At 60.5% G+C, this 3441-nt stretch carries 4 protein-coding genes and 1 pseudogene; 3 read left to right on the forward strand and 2 right to left on the reverse strand.

Annotated features, from left to right (window positions below):
* On the forward strand, positions 1-241 hold a 241-nt coding region (locus M3I53_RS37645), incomplete at its 5' end, for a hypothetical protein (RefSeq protein WP_254320477.1).
* A 437-nt stretch (positions 242-678) separates the two neighbouring features.
* Positions 679-1920, forward strand: a complete 1242-nt coding sequence (locus M3I53_RS37650; protein WP_254320783.1) for an NAD(P)/FAD-dependent oxidoreductase — start codon at positions 679-681, stop codon at positions 1918-1920.
* A 264-nt stretch (positions 1921-2184) separates the two neighbouring features.
* Here M3I53_RS37650 and M3I53_RS37655 read toward each other — a convergent pair whose 3' ends face one another.
* A complete protein-coding gene (locus M3I53_RS37655; RefSeq protein WP_254320784.1) occupies positions 2185-2844 on the reverse strand; it encodes a GntR family transcriptional regulator in 660 nt (219 codons plus the stop codon).
* Between the two features lie 57 nt (positions 2845-2901).
* On the opposite strand from M3I53_RS37655, the pseudogene M3I53_RS37660 reads away from it, so the two are divergent.
* Positions 2902-3123 (forward strand): annotated as a pseudogene (locus tag M3I53_RS37660) (antibiotic biosynthesis monooxygenase family protein); the annotation flags it as partial.
* Between the two features lie 104 nt (positions 3124-3227).
* On the opposite strand, the gene M3I53_RS37665 reads toward M3I53_RS37660, so the two are convergent.
* A partial coding sequence (locus M3I53_RS37665) for an IS3 family transposase (protein WP_254320160.1) occupies positions 3228-3441 on the reverse strand: 214 nt, incomplete at its 5' end.

Raw genomic sequence — 3441 nt, forward strand, 5'->3', positions numbered from 1 at the left:
TCACCCGCGTAACCGGTACATTTCAGATCTGCGCAAATTAGCGGGCAACGCAATGATCGTCATCGGCGAGCATGACGAGGCCGTCGATGCCCAGCGCCTGCAGAAGCTGTTCGCTCGAGAATCCCCGGCAAGCTTGTTCAATATTCTTCCCGACACGAACCACTTCGGTATTTTCATGAGCGCCTTCGTGCACGAAATGCTCATCGAATGGTTGACGCAATATGCAGAGACGCAGGCATGAGCACCGCACCCAGCGTTGCGTTGCTAACGTAGCGTAGTAGAAAGTCTGCTTTCGGGAGATTCAAGCGGCTGGTGTGGGTCGGCTACGGCCAACCGCCCTTCGACTTCGCATGCCGGCTGATCGGTTCGTTGCGCCGTCTCCGCTGCCGTCTCAGCGTTCCTTTGCGCGACACACAGCGCAGCGTCTCCGTGTGCGGGTCGTCCAATGGTTGCGGACCTGACGTCCCGTCCCCTGCGTTAGATAACCAGCGCCGCTTCGGTTTCGAGCCCTTCCGGTCCCGCCCACCACGAATGCTTTTCCGCCAGATTCCGCTCGTCTGCGGCATGCCAGTCGCATAATCGGGCAATGCACCGCAAGCGCACGCCTTCCCGCGTGTGTCCTCTGCGTTGCGCTCCTGCCGCCCTTGCGCGCGTGCGCGAAAAGCACAGAGACCCGACATGACACAGGGCAGCTACGACATTGTGATTGCAGGCGGCGGCGTGGGTGGCGCCACACTGGGCCGTGCGCTGGCTGGCGCCGGCGCCCGGACGCTCATCGTGGAGCGCGAAACAACGTTTAGGGACCGAGTTCGTGGTGAGGGCATCTTTCCGTGGGGCGTGGTCGAAGCCCGTAGCCTTGGCGTTCAGCACCTGCTGCTCGACGACGGCGCGCACGTAGTGCCCTTCTGGAAGCGCTATCTGGGCCCGGGCGTAACCGATCGCCGGGACCTTCCCGCCACCACCCCCGCGCACACCGCGTGTCTGAACTTCTACCATCCGGCGATGCAGCGCACCCTGCTCGATGCTGCGCAGGCCTCGGGGGCCACGGTGTGGCGCGGCGCGGAGATCGTCGGCATTGCTCCCGCGGACGAGGTGAGCCATACGTCGGCCGCCGAGATCCGCATGGATGGTGGCTATCAACGGGTAACGGCACGGCTCGTGGTGGGTGCGGACGGACGAAGGTCGACCGTGCGCAGGATCGCGGGCTTCACTGTGCAGCGGGATCCCGAACGGCTGATAGTGGCGGGTGCGCTGTACGAGGGGCTCGACGCACCGGAGGATGCCGTCCACCACTTCCCGTGCCCGGCGCTGGGCCAGACCTCCCTGATCTATCCTGTCGGGCGTCAGCGTTTCCGAACGTACTTCGTTTCCTGCGCCGGGCAACTCGCACACCCCGTTAGCGGGAGCGCGCACCTCGCCGAATTCCAGGCCGCGTGCGCGAACTCGGGCGTGCCGCACGAATGGTTCGATCACGCGCGCGCCGTCGGTCCTCTGGCGGCGTATCCGGGAGCGGATAGCTGGGTTGAGCATCCTTACGACCGCGGCGTGGTGCTGGTCGGCGATGCGGCCGCGGCAAGCGACCCTTCATGGGGTGCCGGGCTGTCCCTGACGCTGCGCGACGTGAGAGTGCTGCTCGACCGATTGCTTGCAAACGAAGACTGGGACGCTGCGGCGCATGCGTATGCGTTTGAGCACGACCGGTATTACGGCGCGCTGCATCGCGTGCATGACTGGCTGGCCCAGCTGCTCTACGAACGCGGGAAGTTTGCGGATGAGCGTCGCGCGCGGGTACTGCCGTGTTTTGCGATGGAGCCCGATCGCGTGCCAGACATACGCGGGCTGGGTCCGGAGGCGCCGTCGGACGAAGCGGCGCGCCGGAGGTTTTTCGTCGAGGACGGACTGCTGCCCCGGGATGCCTGAGCACTGCGCGTGAGGCATCACTTTTCTTCAGCCTGGCAACAGGATTTCTTCAGTTAGGATGACCAGGAAAATGACAGCCGGTGTCCGCCCGGCTGGCGAACATCGAAGACGGAGCGTGGGCTTTCGCGCACACCAGCACGCAAAGCCCATCGCATACGCTGGCGGAATTTAGTCGGTTAGCGGGCGCTGACCGGCCACTTTGGGACGTTCGACGCTGCGATATGGATTGTCGACAATCAGGCGGCGGGTCGCGCGATATAAAATTCATGGTGACCCGCGTGTCAGCGCTTTTTTGGTTAGTTTTGCGACGATACGCTTAGCTGATGCGAGATGTTCAACGGTCATCGATCGAGCGGCGCGTGCGTTACCATCCGCGCACGCTTTAAGGATTTCTGCATGCTCATGCTGAAATGCTTTTGTATCCGCGAGTAATGTGGACTGCAAGCGTTCGTATCGTTCCACCTGGCTGCGTAAGTCTCGTATCGACTTGAGCTGGCGCGCATTCCCGCAAGGGGCGTAGAGAAGTTCGTGAAACTCCCGATTGAGTTCACCTTGCTTCTCTCGTGTCTTTGCTTCTCCAAGCAGACGATGGACGAGTTCGACACGGGCCAGCGTCTCGTCGTCCATATGTTTGACCGCACGATAGATCGCGTCACCCTCAAGCAGCATGCGCAGGCTGTAAATCTCCTCCACATCGATGGGGGTTAGTGTCCGAACCACTGCGCCACGGTTCCTGTTGATCTCGATGAGCCCCTCGGACTCCAGTTTCTGCAGCGCTTCCCGCAGAGGGATTCTGCTAACGGCAAATCTGTCGGCCAATTCACGCTCCACCAGCCGCGTTCCATCGACCACCTCGCCAATCGCAATCAGTTCGCGGAGCGACGCGGCAACCGCGTCAGCCGTCGAATCTGGTTTTCGTTCCATATTCGTTCACCCCAATAATCTGGCATAATGGTATACCATTTATGAGCGGAGGTAACGATGTCCATTGCAAAGACGAGAGCCACTCCCTATTACGCGGTGATATTCACGTCCATCCGCACCAGCGGAGATGACGGGTATGGAGACATGGCCGATGCGATGGTTGAGGCTGCAGCGAAACAACCCGGATTTCTGGGCGTGGAGTCAGCGAGGGAAAAACTGGGAATCACAGTTTCCTACTGGGACAGCCTAGAGTCCATTGCAGCCTGGAAACAAGATTCAGCGTAAGCGGCTTGGCAACCCATCTTGAGGATCGGTAAGGCTCTTGGGAGTATCGTGTCCACCTAACGAATGAACTGAACCCCAGAAGTTGGACGGTGGACGAACTATGCCTTCGCAAATTGAGCTCGGTACTCGACCGGGCTGAATCCCTGCAATTTGATCTTGATCCGGTCGTGATTGTAGTACCTGATGTACCTGTCGATGCCAGTTCGTAACTCCTCGACGTCTCGGAACTCATTGAGGTAGTAGAACTCTGACTTGAGCGTACCGAAGAAGCTCTCAATGGCCGCGTTGTCGAGGCAGTTCCCTCTGCGAGAC

The organism is Paraburkholderia sp. CNPSo 3272 (genome assembly GCF_024206495.1).
GTDB lineage: Bacteria > Pseudomonadota > Gammaproteobacteria > Burkholderiales > Burkholderiaceae > Paraburkholderia.